This window comes from Catenulispora acidiphila DSM 44928, from assembly GCF_000024025.1.
Classification (GTDB): Bacteria; Actinomycetota; Actinomycetes; order Streptomycetales; family Catenulisporaceae; genus Catenulispora; species Catenulispora acidiphila.
This window is the reverse complement of record NC_013131.1, coordinates 7,974,387-7,987,782: the sequence shown is the minus strand read 5'-3', so window position 1 is coordinate 7,987,782 and position 13,396 is coordinate 7,974,387. Positions and strand designations below refer to the sequence as shown.

The 13,396-nt window shown below is 63.2% G+C and carries 10 protein-coding genes and 1 pseudogene; 5 read left to right on the top strand and 6 right to left on the bottom strand.

All coding sequences use genetic code 11. The features are described 5' to 3' along the window. The first annotated feature begins 371 nt into the window (after positions 1-371). Positions 372-713 carry a Y4bD/Y4pK family protein gene (locus tag CACI_RS34240; protein WP_015795478.1) on the top strand — a complete coding sequence of 114 codons (342 nt, stop codon included), beginning with the start codon at positions 372-374 and terminating at the stop codon, positions 711-713. A gap of 149 nt (positions 714-862) precedes the next feature. Here the strand turns inward: CACI_RS34240 and CACI_RS34235 are convergent, their stop codons facing one another. The 4 genes and pseudogenes from CACI_RS34235 to CACI_RS34225 all read right to left on the bottom strand — a co-directional run bounded on the left by CACI_RS34235 (position 863) and on the right by CACI_RS34225 (position 4,781). Continuing rightward, positions 863-1,075 carry a hypothetical protein gene (locus CACI_RS34235; RefSeq protein WP_143765501.1) on the bottom strand — a complete coding sequence of 71 codons (213 nt, stop codon included), beginning with the start codon at positions 1,073-1,075 and terminating at the stop codon, positions 863-865. Positions 1,076-1,142: 67 nt separating this feature from the next. Beyond that, positions 1,143-2,222 carry a hypothetical protein gene (locus tag CACI_RS34230; protein ID WP_049871804.1) on the bottom strand — a complete coding sequence of 360 codons (1,080 nt, stop codon included), beginning with the start codon at positions 2,220-2,222 and terminating at the stop codon, positions 1,143-1,145. A gap of 34 nt (positions 2,223-2,256) precedes the next feature. Continuing rightward, positions 2,257-2,784: pseudogene (locus tag CACI_RS54480) on the bottom strand (UvrD-helicase domain-containing protein); the annotation flags it as partial. Then, positions 2,772-4,781: an ATP-dependent nuclease gene (locus CACI_RS34225; RefSeq protein ID WP_015795476.1), complete on the bottom strand. Its 2,010-nt coding sequence runs from the start codon at positions 4,779-4,781 to the stop codon at positions 2,772-2,774. The pseudogene CACI_RS54480 and the gene CACI_RS34225, both read right to left, overlap by 13 nt. Positions 4,782-5,201: 420 nt before the next feature. Between CACI_RS34225 and CACI_RS50520 the strand changes: the two genes are divergently transcribed. Continuing rightward, positions 5,202-5,519, top strand: a complete 318-nt coding sequence (locus CACI_RS50520; RefSeq protein WP_041540639.1) for an LLM class flavin-dependent oxidoreductase — start codon at positions 5,202-5,204, stop codon at positions 5,517-5,519. 88 nt (positions 5,520-5,607) lie between these two features. On the opposite strand, the gene CACI_RS34215 is transcribed toward CACI_RS50520, so the two are convergent. Next, positions 5,608-6,117, bottom strand: a complete 510-nt coding sequence (locus CACI_RS34215; RefSeq protein ID WP_015795474.1) for a DUF7919 family protein — start codon at positions 6,115-6,117, stop codon at positions 5,608-5,610. Positions 6,118-6,121: 4 nt separating this feature from the next. Further along, a complete protein-coding gene (locus CACI_RS34210) occupies positions 6,122-6,916 on the bottom strand; it encodes a hypothetical protein (RefSeq protein WP_143765500.1) in 795 nt (264 codons plus the stop codon). A 1,186-nt stretch (positions 6,917-8,102) separates the two neighbouring features. Here CACI_RS34210 and CACI_RS34205 point away from each other — a divergent pair. From CACI_RS34205 to CACI_RS34195, 3 genes are all read left to right on the top strand, one after another. Further along, positions 8,103-9,512, top strand: a complete 1,410-nt coding sequence (locus tag CACI_RS34205; RefSeq protein WP_015795472.1) for an RICIN domain-containing protein — start codon at positions 8,103-8,105, stop codon at positions 9,510-9,512. A gap of 644 nt (positions 9,513-10,156) precedes the next feature. Continuing rightward, on the top strand, positions 10,157-11,848 hold the full coding sequence (locus CACI_RS34200; protein ID WP_041540636.1) for a family 16 glycosylhydrolase: 1,692 nt from the start codon (positions 10,157-10,159) through the stop codon (positions 11,846-11,848). 400 nt (positions 11,849-12,248) lie between these two features. Then, positions 12,249-13,253, top strand: coding sequence for a LacI family DNA-binding transcriptional regulator (locus tag CACI_RS34195; protein ID WP_015795470.1), 1,005 nt, complete (start codon positions 12,249-12,251; stop codon positions 13,251-13,253). Positions 13,254-13,396 lie beyond the last annotated feature (143 nt).

The following is a 13,396-nucleotide window of genomic DNA, read 5'->3' as shown; positions in this document are numbered from 1 at the left end:
AGGGGTTGAGCTCCTGGTCAGGGGGTGCTGATCGTTGTCAGGGCTCGGTGTATTCGGGTGGGTTGAATGGGTGGCGGGGTCGGGGCCGCGTGAGCGGCCAGCGGGGTTTTGGTGGCCGGCCGGTGAGGTCTTCGGCGTTCCAGTAGGCGGCTTCGTACTCGTCCGGGGATTGCTAGCCGAGTCGTTTCTGGATGCGGCGGGTGCTGTCGAAGCTGTCGATGTATATGCGAACAGCTCGCAGTCGGCGTCGGCCCGGGTGGGCAGCTCACGGCGGCAGATCCGCTCGGTTTTGATGACGCTCCACATGCTCTCCGGGAGTGCGTTGTTCCGTGTCGTCGACTACGACGGTTTCCGCTGCTGAAGGTGGATGTGTGCGGGTGACGCACCCGTTCCATCCGTTGTTCGGGCAGGCGCTGGTGTTCGTGGCGCGGATGAACTGCTGGCGCGGTGACGTCGTGTACTGGCTCGATGAGCAGGGCCGTCGCTGGTCGATTCCGGCTGGCTGGACGGATGTGGTGCCGGATGGCCCGTTCGCGGCGGCTGCGGCGGGGCGGTGCCCGTACCGGCTTGAGGATCTGGTGGCGCTGGCCGGCCTGGTGGATGGGCGTCGTGACGGCGACGATCGTGTGCGGGGGTCTGCGCCGCAGGTGTCGCCGGATAACGCCGTGCCATCGTGCGCCACCGGCGCGCTGGGGCGCTTGTCGGTGCTCTGAACTGCTCTGATGTCCCTGCGTGACCGTCGCGGCACTGTCCGGGCCTGACGACCGACAGGCCGGGCCGAGGCCTGGCCTGTCGGAATCCACCGGTCAGCGGCTCGTGCTCGACCCAACGTAGGCGCGTAGGTCGGTGTGTTTGGTCGGCCCTATGGCCGACTCGCCGGTGCGGCGTCCTTGTTCGTCGGCCAGCCAGCGAAGAGATCGAGGTAGATGAGGGCGTCGGCCTTCTTGTCGGCCGTTGTGAAGGCCTGCAGATAGTCCTCAGGGATCTCAAGCTTGTGCCCTGTCCACCAACCCCATGGCTGCGCCCGCATGATAACGGCCTCCACGAATCCGAGTTCTGGTTCGTAGAATGCCATCGTCTCATTCAAGCGAACAGTCATGCGGTGACGAGCCCGGGCTTCAACCGGGTGCAGCTGCGCCGATTCAAAGTAGAACGCGATCCTCGCCGAACCAGTCTTGGACGACGGGCTCCGCCCCTTCGGGGAGATCGCCTAGGAACACGACGGCGAGTCGATTGCGGGCGCGCGAGCAGCAGACGTAGAACATGTTCCGTGACCGTTCGGTACGCTCGGGTTTGTCGATGCCGGCGATCATTTTGCCCATGTTGAACTGGTTCCAGGCGGTGTCGTCGACGACCACGAGGACATCGTCGAACTCGGCGCCCTTGACCGAGTGCTGGGTGGAGTAGGGCGTCTGGTCTTCGCGGAACTGCGCAAAGTTGGCCCACTGCTGGTACGGAACAGCGCGCAGTGCCTCGCAGAAGGTCGCGTGCCTCTGGTCTCGCTCGCCGAGCTCGGTACGGCCGATGAGCGATTCCAGTTCGCGCACTTTCGGCGTCTTGAAGACGAGGCGGCGGCCGTGCGCGCAATCGGCGACCTCTCCGATGCTTCCGCCTGCGCACAGCTCTGCTAGCTTTTGAAGCCCATGCGTGATTTCGCGCTTCTGACGGTGACGAGTGATGAGGACGTCGCCGTCACCCAGGTGTTCCAACAACGCTGCCTGGTCGTCAGCCTCGTGGGCTCGCCGGACCGCATCGATTCTCTGAAGCAGTTGGGCATAGGGCTCGCTACCTTCGAGGAGGTCGTCGCGGCCACTGCGGCCACGGTTGGCGTAGAGCTTGTCGAGGTCCGGATAGCCCAAAGAACCGGCGATCAGGCGGTGTGTCAGGTACAGATGTTTGGTGCTGTCTATCTGCCAGCCGCGGTTTGTGAGCATCCGGTGGGCGGCAGCAAGGCGCTCATTCGGGCCCGAGAAGCGGGTTTCTGCGAACAGCCATGCTTCCCCCTCCCGCTCTGGGCCGGCCACTATCTGGGGCAGTTCCGGGCGGATCTTGTTGAGGAGCGCTACTACCGCGTGGGAGCTGCGGAAGTTCTCGTGCTTGGTGATAGTTTCGAGCCTTTCGGTGACGACAGTGCCGATCCCGGCCTGGAAGATCTTTTGCATCGAGTCGCCGAATAGGCCGACCACAAACTTGCCCTCGCGTCCGGGCCAGAAGATGCTCAAGCAACACCTGGACTGTCTCAGGGAAGGTGTCCTGGTACTCGTCGACGAAGATGTATGGGTACTGGTCGGTGATGATTCGTGCGAGCCTCGGATGCGAGGAGATCAGCTGATGCGAGAGCTCGATCACATCTTGGTGGGTGATGACGCCCTCGCTGTATCTACGTCCTCTGTCACCGTAGGTGATCTCCACATCGGCGGTGAGAGCGTCCTCGAGTCCGTCTACGGGGACTCTCGCCCTTCGGTTGTAGTCGATCAGGGCCTGGCGTAGCTGAGCCTGATACGGCCGGACGACCGACCACAGAAACTCGTGAATCGTGCTGACATGGACAAGCGGATCTTGGGCTACGCGGCGATGTATCTCGTTTTTGGCGGCGTTGGTGTAGGTGATGCAGGCGATCGAGCGACCTGACTGCTCGAGTTCACGCCGCTGTGTACTGAGAAGATGCCGAAGCGCGTAGACGAGTGAGTAGGTCTTCCCGGACCCGGCGCCCGCCTCCAGTTTGAAGCTCCGCCGGGCATCCAGACTCTCAATCAGCTGATCCAGCGTGTCTACTCCAGCCACCGCAATCCTTCGTCGATGTATCGCGGAACGCTCCAGCCGTCGAGGCGGAGGACGTCGAACGCGAAACCAGTCTTCTCGCCGTGAAGCCCGTCGGCGATCTTGTAGGCGCTTTCGGCGATCATCTCCGCCGAGGGGGAGTCTGTGTCTGCGATGAAGGCCTTGCGCGTGGACAGGCCGGCGAGTTCGGCAGCCAAGATGTGTGCGTTGGCGAGGATGAAGGCATCTTCGAAGCTGCGACCGACCGGACCACCGCTTTGCTCCGGCACCTGGTAGGCCACTCGGACGTGTCCTTTAGTCTTGGCGGCGTCGTCGATTTCGAGAAGTGTGGCGATGTCCCTTTCTGCGGGAAGCCAACTCTTCAACGTCGCGTTGGTCGTGACTGCTCCTGCGGTGCTGGGCTCGCATGCTTTGTGATGGCCTTCCAGGGTTCCCGAGTCCAGATCCGTGATGACGAGTGTCTGGACCGAGAGGAAGCTCAGAAGCTCTCTGAACTTGAGTGCGTAGGCGCCGCCGACCTCGATGACCGAGAGGTATTTGTGGGCGAGCGTGGGTGCGCATCGTTTGATCATCTCGGGCAGCAGTAGACGTTCGACGGTTCCTTCGACGAGGATGATCTTGTCTGCGAAGAACATGTCGCACGGGCGAAGCTCCATGTACTGCTGAAGGAATCGAAGCGCGTCCTGGCCGTCAGTCGTGGCTCCGGCGAGCTGCTGAAACGTCTGCAAGTCCCGTACTCGTGCGCCTGGATCCCATCGATCGAAATACCTCACGCACTCGAAACCGCTCTTCATCATGATGTGCGGTGAATGAGTGGTGACGATTACCTGGACGTTCCAGCCGTCTTTGGTCCTGAGGAAGTCTCGGATGTTCGCGATGAACGCCTCTTGCATCTGGGGATGAAGATGGGCCTCCGGCTCCTCGATGAAGAGCAGTTGAATCGCCGGCCGCGGCACCGCGCGTCGGTGAGTCTCGTAGAAGTCGACGATCCGCACGATCGTGAAAATCAGCTTGCTGTAGCCGAGGCCATGGTGGCCCTCGGGCAGCGCCATGTCGCCAGTCTCGGCGGGGTACTCGATGCGGGTGCTGCCCCGGAAGACCGAGGTGGCGTCAAACTTGGTGACAACTTTGGGTACTCGGACCGGCTCGATGTTTCCGACGCCGAACCGGTTCAAGTCGTCGAATATGGGTGTGAAGAGCGCTGCGAAACTCTTGTCCACCCGTTGCGAGGCGGTCAGCAGGGCTGCATCGATCCCATCGATGTTGTGGTTCCTCTCCGCGTCCTCGCTGTGGGCCCTGTGAAAGTCTTCGAAGCTCTTGGAAAGATTCCTGGTGCGGTCCGTGCCGGAGTCGTCGAGTTTGTTCTGTGCGTAGATGAACTGCACAGATAGAACGTTGTCGATCACCGACTTCTTGATCGGCCTTCGTGCCGGCGGGTTCCCTCGCACTGAGACGGCGTAAAAGGACGTCTTGAAGAATTTGAGGAAGTTGGAGCGAAGCCACCGGTGTTCAACGAATAATTCCTGGTGGCTGGCGGCCGTATGGTACTCCGCGAGGAAGTTCTCGGGCTGATCTGCCTCCAACACGGCTTCAATGACGACGTCGCGGCACTCTTCGTCGAGATCGAGAATCATCCCAGACAGGGCGGCCAGGTTCTCCTTCTCGTCGTATGTGACAGTCAGCTGCAGCGTCATCTGCGGCAGCAGGCCCACGGCTGCGGCGTGCAGATCGGATTCCGGGTCGATACCATCCGCCGGCTCTTCGTGTTCGGCCTTCGCCCACCATTCGTGTGCCTGCTTGATGTCCGCGATCCGCGCGGCTGGAAAGTCTTCGAGCACGAAGGTGCAGTCCTCGTCCCCGAAGAACTTGTCGAACACGTTGACGAGAGACGTCTTGCCGCTGTTGTTGCGCCCGACAATCAGCGTCGCGATCTCATCGATTCCGACCTCGATATCCTCCAGGAGCCGAAAGTTTTTGATCTTGATGCTGGTTAGACGCATACGTCGCACGCTCCATGGTGAATCGCCGTCGATGATCCCTGAACCATTTTGGTCCGCGAGCCAGTATCGGGCTCTCCGGTGGAGATGCGTTGGCAAATAGAGGGAAAACATGGAGGGCCTGATGGCGTAGTCAGCGCGCACAACTCCGAGACGTTGTCCGCGTTGTCGGCTCATCGGGCAGGATGCCGACTGAGCGGCCGAGACGCTGACGCACAATGTCTCGTACCAGACGCAGGCAATGGCCAAAAGCATATGACAGCCCTTTGGTATCGGCTGGTTCGCCTGTCTGCGTGTGGTCGCGGTGTCTTTGACCTCAGCAACGACAACTCCACTGTCAGGCAGGTGGCCAACCCCTGGACGTTCTCTGCATCGGAGTGCTGCGATGCGCGGCCGCGGGGGCCATTGCGTTATTGGATCTGGTTGAGGTCGGTCCTGACACCGACCGGGATCTGGTGCGAGGAGGCGTGGATCACCACTGCCGCCCAGACCAGCACTCTGGCGTTCATCGTCGCCCTGCGGCCGGACTCCCTGGCGCCGACGCTGGCCGTGCAGATGGCCGCGACCTTCCAACGCCAGTCCGGCGGCTGGCTGGTCCTGAACATCGTTACCGGCAGCGACGAGCAGGAGCAGCGCCGGTACGGCCGCCGGCTGGGCCACGACCGGCGTTACGAGCGCATTGAAGCGCCCCGGGTTCAGACCATGGCGACGGCTTTGACAGCCAGGTCAGGGATGCCCTGACCTGGCTGTCAAACGGAAGAGCATGGCACCATCCCAGTACGGTTCATGCTCATGGCGCCCACCACAGTGGGCGCTGGGGACAAGCTGCTCAGGCCGCGAACCAGCCGCGCGCGAGATCGGCGGTACTGTGCCGGAAGGCCATGAGCACATCGGTGAAGGCCGGCGGCGGACAGTAGCGGTGGTCGCGGACGTAGTGCGCGATGAGCGTGGGAGCGGCGAAGACCGACGCGTCGGCGGCGGGGACGCGGATCTCGCTGCTGCCCAGCGGGATCGTGCGGCCACGATGAACGAACTCGAGCTGCGCGTCGGCTTTCTTGGCCGGGCAGTACTCGCAGCGGTGGAAGCCGCGCGTGACGTTTACCGCCTGTGCCGCGATCACGTCGATGAGCGCGTCGATGACGTCGTGGGAGCTCTGGCCGGTGGGAAACCGCGTCCTGCGGACGAAGCGGCGATGTCCGCCCAACCAGCCGACGCTGACTCGCGACGCGGTGGGCTCGACCACTGGGAACGGCGGGCTGGAGCGGTCAATGCGGTCGTGCAGGGACACGACGTCGGGTCCGTCGCGGTAGCCGTAGGCGGTCAGGTCCTCGAAGTACAACGGATTAGGAGCCTGCCGCTTGATACTTCTGCAGCGCGGCCGCGGCGAGTTGCGGAAGGTAGCGGCTGCCGCCGGGATCGCTGCCCTCCTCGAAGACGGCCACCAAACCCGTCCCGATCCTGACCAGCACGGTGTCGCACTCCAGCACATCAGAGGCGGTCGTCATGCTGCAACTGACGTGTGCACTGTCGTCGCCCAGCCGCGGACCCGGAGCCACCGCGTAGCGGAAGACCTCCTTGTCGCCGCCGATGCCCGACGTGTTGACGATTGGGCAGTGGCCGATGAGGGCTCTTACCTCGGTCATGACCTGTGAGGCGGTGCCGTCGTTGTACGTCCTGAGTACTTCGCCGCCTACCCAGAAGTGGTCGGGGTCCGTGTCATTGCTGAGCGTGGCCGAGGCCATGGCCGACGGTGGCTTCCCGACGACCTGTCGCACTGACAGCAGCGGGATGATGGCGTCCGAACACGGCACCGTGGCGCTCGGGCTCGGGGTCTCCGGATCCTTCACCTCGGTCGTTGAGATCCTCACGGAGAACCCGGTCGGTGCCGAGCCCACGTTCAGCAGGCGTGCGGACAGCGTCGCGGAGTAGCCGCGCCCACCATTGGTCTGGACCGCGGCCGACTCCGAATAGGACGGGGACGTCGGCGCTTTCACGGCGGCCGGGCTCGTCGGCTGGCCGATGATGGCGGCGGCTTTGCCCGCCGACCCGTCCGTCGGATGAGACCCCGAAGTACCGCACCCGGCTACGACCCCGACAGCTGCCATGGCGAGCAGGCAGCGCACCCCCATAATTTTCACGAAGGCAAGGTACAGGTCAACGCACCGACGGTGCCTCTTGCCCTGCGGAGCGCCGAGCAGCACACCCGGGACCGCGCAGGTGAAGTCACGGGGCGGCGGCAGGTCCTGTCCCGTCTCGGGGTTGATCACGATCAATCTGTATCCGCAACTGCGGCCAAAGGGCCGATGGCTGTCAACGGCTATGAAGATCCCCAGGTGGGCGGTCGTGTGATGTCAGGGCTGGCGGACACCGGAAGTTCATCTGTCGCTGATCTGTGCTCTTCGCGCTGTGGAGGTGGAGCGCATACGACTGCCGAACATGAGGCTGCGGTTGCGTGCTGTCCGCGCTGCGGAGGTGGAGCGATTGTGTGGGAGCGGTGCTCAGAGCCTATGGGCGTTGTACGCGATGAGGTTCGGGCGTGGCTGCCGTGAGCTGTTTGGTCGCAGCCGACGGACAGCGCTCGCGATAGGTGACGAGCGCAGTGCAAGGAAACACAAATCAACAGGGGTCGTATCTGCGACCATTAACTAAGAGCTTTGATCCAGCAGGGCCTTGACGTTTGGAGCCTTCGCGGATGCGTTTCGGTGGGCGGATACCGAGCGCGACGCGTTGTCGCTGGTGCTGTCGGGCTGTTGCTTGGGGCCGCGTCTCGCTTTTGTGATCGATTCGAATCGATGGATTGGTTGATCCGGAACGGTAGCACCGGGGAGCGCAGCTGTGAAGAGCCCGTAACAAGCGATGAACGAGAGGGATTGTCGGATCGAAACCTATCGATCATCTAGAGCGGTTGGATACATCGTCGTGGAAGCCGACACCAGTGGCGCCTGCCTCGGAGTTCGTGGCCGTGTTCGACCCTCCGTAACCACCAAAGGCGACTCCGCCGGCTCTGGCCGTGTGTCCCTGGGCTCGGACGCGGGGAGAGGAGGCTTCCCCCGCACCTGGGATAGGCGTGGATGCCAACTAAAAGGGACTAGATCAAACACTGATTCGCACAAAATCCTTGACTACCAATCAGAGGGCTCCTAGAGTCGCCGACTGCAAGCCAGCCAAGCTGATGCCCTCGCCGCCGCTTACGGCCAACGAGCCCATCCACGATCTCCACGCCTGGCTGGTCGACTCCCGCATGCAGCCCGCCTGTTGGCGGGCGCCTGTCTCGACTGGAGGAAGAAGTTGGACACAAACGCGCCTCGCCGGCGGAGGCTGCCGATGACGATCGCGCTAGCCTTCGCCCTGTTGATCGGGTCGGTTGGCCTGACCTCCATGGCCGCTTCCCCCGCCTACGCCACCACGTCGCAGTTCCATGGGGTGAACTGGGCCGATCCGGACGACAACTTCATCACCGGCCCGAACATCCCAGTCGGGCTGTCGGCGTCGGACAACTACGCGACCGTGTACGCGAAGTCCACGGCGATCCTCAAGGGCTTCCAGGCCATCGGGGCCAACACGGTGCGCATGGGGATCAACGCCGCGACGACCTCCGGATCATGGTGGAACAGCTACACGGCGGCCCTGGACGCCGCAAGCGACTTGGGTATGAACGTCGTCATCGCTCCGTGGCTCCAGAACGGCAAGGTCAGCGACACGGCGTCGTTCTACGCCATGTGGAACACGGTCATCAACAAGTACGGGTCGAAGAGCAACTTCTACTTCGACATCATGAACGAGCCCTACGCGTACAGCGCCACCGACCTGACCAACTTCGAGGCTGACTGGCTTGCGCACTACCCCAATCTGCCGCGGGGCCGCGTGATAGTCCCGGGCACTTGGGACGACGAGTCCCTGTGTGCTGAAGGAGCTGATTCCCGACTCGCGGGGACCTTGCTGTCCATCCACATCTACGGCATGTTCGGGAACTCGCACACGACCGAGGCTGCTTGGGTCACGAACTTCGAGAACAACATGTGCGGCTACGCGAGTCGCGCTGTGCTGACGGAGTTCGGAGTGGCGATGAACACCGGCGCCTATTACGACGGTGCCAGAGACGGCAACAATGATGTCTCCTACCTGTACGGGATCACCGATACGGTCCGCAAGCTGGGCATAGGATCCATCCTCTGGACGGGCGTGAAGCAGGCCGACCAGAGCGTGGGTCCAGGGCCGTGCGAGAACGCATCCTGCGCGATCACCTCGGTCAGCGGGAGCGGAACGAACCTCTCGCTGAGCGTGACCAACCGGTCTGGTCTCGACAGGATCCAGTACGGATGGGGAGGCGGAAACTCCGGCGCCGTCAGTACCGCGGTGCTTCGAGCAACCGCATCCAACCGGTGCCTGGATGTGCCGAACGCCTCCACCACCAACGGCACTCAAACTGAGATCTGGGACTGCAACGGCGGCAGCAACCAGTCCTGGACGTTGAATTCTGCCAAGTCCCTTGTCGTCTACGGCAACAAGTGCCTCGATGCCGCCAACGCTGGTACTGCGCCCGGCACACCGGTCATCATCTGGGACTGCAACGGCGGCACGAACCAACAGTGGACGATGAATAGCAACGGCACTGTCACCGCTGTTCAGTCCGGTCTCTGCCTCGACGTCACCAAGGGCGGAACCTCTAACGGCACAGCGATCGAGCTGTGGACCTGCAACGGCGGCAGCAATCAGAAGTGGGCGCGCCAGTAATACAGCCCGCCGGCGACAAGCGCTGGAAAAGCAGCAAATCCTGGTGCTGATGGCATCTCGACTGAAACCGAATCTGTCATGCATGTCAGCGTCACGGGGACCGACCACAGGCACCCCGTCGAAGCGCCACGCGGGATCCGCGCAAGGCACACACGGCGCGGCCAGCGTGGACCGCAGGCACACCGGCCCGGATGTGTCCTCGAAACTCATCCGATCACAGCCCTGTACCGCAGCGGCTGCTGGATATGGAGAGACCCTCAGCCCATCGGCGAGTCTTGCTGGTTCGCCGATGGGCCGAGCAAAGCCGGCACCACTCTCGCCCCGATCCGGCGGGTCCCTGCAGCCGAGGCTCGCAGGCTGACTTCCGCGACCGAATCGATCGCCCGGCAAGCCATTGCTGCTACCACCTGCGCGCTCTCAACACTCATTCGAACGTTTGAGGAGACAACGTGTCATCTAGTTCCAACGACGCTGCACCCTGGTCGCGCCGTCAATTCCTTACAACCGCAAGCGTTACTGCCGCCGTCGGGCTCATCGCTGCGCCCCGCGCCGCGGCTGGTCAGCCTTCGGGTGCTTCGGCTGGCGCCGCGGTCGCACCGACCATCACCACGGCTGCCGCCTCAGGACCGCCCAGCAGCGACTATGTGTTGGTCTGGAACGACGAGTTCAGCGGCACGAGCATCGACACCAGCAAGTGGGGCTTCAACTGGCCGGACACGATGCCCAACACCCGGTTCTTCGTCGATGTCAGCGCGTACAACCCCAGCTACGTCACCGCGCACGACGGCTACGCGTGGATCAAGACCGACGCCACTTCCACCGTCATTGACGGCGTGACCCTGCCGTACCAGACCGGGTTCCTGTCCACGAAGGGCAAGTTCGAGTTCCAGTACGGCTACGTCGAGACCCGCTTCAGACATGCCGCCTCGGCGACTCCCTCGGCTCCCGAACACACCGGCATCGGCGGCTACCACGCGTTCTGGATGCTCCCGCACTACAACGACTCGTCTTCAACAACTTCGGGCACGCCGTCGCTGCACGGCACGGACGTCAACGGCGCCGACGGGCGTGGCAGCGAGGTGGACATCACTGAATGGGGCGCCAGCGGCACCTCTGTCAACAACAGCGAATTCTGGGGAGGCTACGGCACCGGCGGCACCGGCTTCACGGGACCGCACCTGACGACCACCAACAGCGATCCGCAGGGCTGGCACACCTACGGGCTTGAGTGGACGCCGACCAAGCTGGTCTTCTACCAGGACGGCGTCGTGACCAACACCATCAGCAACACCAACGCGTTCATCTCGTTCTACCCCGAGTTCCTGATGATCCAGACCGGGATCGTCAAATGGCAGACGACCCCCAACAACCTGCCCGACTACCTACAGATCGACTACGTACGCTGCTACCAGCTGCCCAACGTCACCTACCAGGCCGAGAGCCAGGCGCTGTCCGGGGGAGCGGGCGTCAACACCAACCACACGGGCTACACCGGCACTGGGTTCGTCGACGGCTTCGCCGCAAGCGTCGGCGCGACCCTGACCACAACCGTCAACACCTCGGCGACGGCAACCAAGACCCTGACGATCCGCTACTCCGCCGGACCGATCAGCGGTGCTCCAACCAACCGAGTGCTCGGCCTCTATGTCAACGGCACGAAGGTCAGGGACGTGACCTTCACCGGCACCGCGGACTGGAACACCTGGGCGAACAATACCCAGTCGATCACGCTGCCCGGAGGAGCCGGCAACACGATCGCGATCATCAGCGAACAAACCGGCAATGCCAGCGGCGTCAACATCGACTACATAGCACTGCCCAACAGCGCCGACGTGGTCTCCGGAAACCGGGTCGTGAACGCCGGCTTTGACGACAACGCCGCCTCCTTCGGCCTGGGGGCGAACACGATCGCCGACATCGCGGGTTGGTACGTCTGGTCGCCCACCGGCTCGGACGACGACGCCTCGTACCTCGAGTACGGTTCCGACTACTCCAACGGATGGAACGCGGTCCACTACAAGGCTTCGAACTACGTGGTCTACACGGGCCAGGACATCACGCTGCCGAACGGCACCTACAACCTCTCGGCCTACGTGCGATCCAGCGGCGGCCAGAATGCCTGCTACCTCGAGGCCAAGGGGTTCGGCGGGTCGGCGGTGCACCAGAACGTCACAGCGGAGTCGAAGTATAGGAAGGTGTCCATCAACGGGATCCACGTCACCGACGGGAAGATCACGGTTGGTTTCTACTCCGACGCTCTTTCGGCACAGTGGCTCGCGTTCGACAACGTGCAGCTACTTCCGGCGACTGGTCCGATCACAGTGCCTGCGACCTGACCTGACCCCTTTGCCTGGCTAAGGCGGGTTAGGCCCTTCGCATACGTCACCGGACCAGTGGCTCCGCTCATCGCGGCAGTCCGGTGCCTGTGGCGTCGTCGTCAGACGAATTCCGGGGCAAGTCCAGGTCGGTAGTCGAAACGCCGAAGACAGGCGAAGCGACACCGACCTGGACCCTGCCGCAGTCTCGTTCACCAGCTCACCAATACCCCTGCCGCCGGCGGCTGGCCCAAAGGCCATACCGCGCCCTACAGTCTCAGAGGACTGGGTCCGTGGCGAAGGCCGAGACGTCCTGCCTCGTCAATGAAGGCGACCCTCTGTCATGTCGGGCGTACGCCGCAAAAGACGCACCAGGTCATGATGTATCTTGGCGGATCAGCACTTTAGGGGAAGGTCGCGCATGGCGACGATGAACGATGTTGCCGCCCTCGCGGGGGTGTCCCCCAGCACCGTTTCGTATGTGATGACGGGAAAGCGGCCAATTGGGGAGGCGACACGCCGCAAAGTCCTCGCCGCAGCTAAGGAGCTGAACTGGGAGCCCAACTCGCGGGCGCGCGCTCTGCGGAGCTCTCATTCGAACACACTTGCGCTCGTCGGGCCCGCGCGGACACATGCCTATGCGGAGGTGCAGGGGGCACTCGTATACGCGCTTGCCCAGGCAGCCGAAGACCAGGGCTACGACCTGTTGCTCAAGACGACCGGGGCAGAGCCGAAGGACATGGTCAGCCTGGCACGGTCCTCGGTCGCGGACGCCGTGATCCTCACCGACGTGCTCTTGGAAGACCCGCGGGTGGAGAAGTTGCGCACGTTGTCGTTTCCCATGGTGCTCGTCGGCCGGCCGACCGAGTCACAGCATCTCAACTGGGTCGACCTCGACTTCTTCGGCGCGGGTCGGGCTACGGTGGACCGCCTAGCGGACCTCGGCCACCGAGTGATCGCCTTCTTCGGGCCGCCGCCGAGCGCCTATAAGCTTCAAGCGGGGTATGCCGTTCGCACGCTCGAAGGAGCACGCGAGGCAGCCTTGCGTCGAGGAGTGAGGCTGGTCGCGCCCCCGACCACCGAGTCGTTGGACGGCTTCGCCGACGAGGTGGAATCGGCGTTTCGGTCAGCGCCCGAGGTCACCGGCGTGATCTTGCAATACGAACCGGCTACAGCGCTGATCCCTCAGATCCTCGCCGGCCTCGGGCGGTCGATCCCGGATGACGTTTCCATCATCGCGATCGCGCCGAGTCAGCTCGCTATGCACGCCCGGCCGCCGATTGACTACGTGGAGCTTCAACTCACCCAAATGGCGCAGTATGCCGTCCGCTTCGCTGTCGACTCCATCGAAGGCGCCGATCCTCAGTCTGTTCTGCTCCCCGCCGAAATAACGAACCTGGGAAGTGTCCGTCAACTGTCTCGCTAGACGTATCGACGAATCGGTCACGTTGGTGTCCGTGCCAGCAGTACAACCCGGGTCATTCTGGCGTCGATGGGTCTTTCGGCGGCTGGCGTACGCACGTACGTGTTGCCCGTAACGCTGCGGCGCTAGCGTTACGCCCGGCTTTG